General features: G+C 38.9%; 1 protein-coding gene. It reads right to left on the bottom strand.

The features are described 5' to 3' along the window. Nucleotides 1–432: hypothetical protein (locus tag CVN76_RS01795; RefSeq protein WP_157805454.1), on the bottom strand; the 432-nt coding region annotated here is incomplete at its 3' end. Between the last annotated feature and the right edge of the window lie 247 nt (nt 433–679).

Below are 679 nucleotides of genomic sequence, written 5' to 3'. Positions count from 1 at the left end.
CTTGGCCATTTGTTTGTAATGATTGACATAGCTTATACTGATACAGTGAATGTATTGGTCAAGGATCGAGTCGATTATCGCACTAGCCTTCAGCAATATTTCGATGGAGTAGTACCGGTTGCTTACCTCTTCTTCTATGAAACTCCAAAAAAGATTACGCAGCAGCTGGGCTTCCTCGATGTTTTTATCTAAAGGTATCCCCATATCCACGATGCGCCTTCCGATTTCCATTCCTGCGGCTTTCATGCTTGCCATCGCTTGTTCCTTACCATGAATTAGCGCATCCGCATGAATTTGAATGAGCTGCGACCTTACCTGTTTACTCGTTTCAAGGTCATAGAGGGAATCCTCTTCATCAAACAATTCGATATGCTCCACTAAAATGTACTTAAACTTTTCAATTTTTTCGCCAATCAATCTTAATTGTTCCATTTCGACCTCCCATACAGGGCTTTTATCACATTTTATCAAATTTTTTATGGTTTGTGATATAAAATCCTTCTATTACCAATATGATAAGAGACGTTTACCCCATTCACAAAAGGGGTATTATGATATATGACTTGGAGGGATAACCATGAAAAAGAATCAACAAGACTTTGAATCCGAAAACATGAGCGATTTAGTCGAACTGATAAACAGTAAAAATAACAGCCGCAGGATCTTGGATGTACTTCGG

Source organism: Bacillus sp. mrc49 (assembly GCF_002803435.1).
The sequence above is the reverse complement of the archived record's forward strand: the minus strand, read 5'-3'. Positions and strand labels throughout refer to the sequence as shown.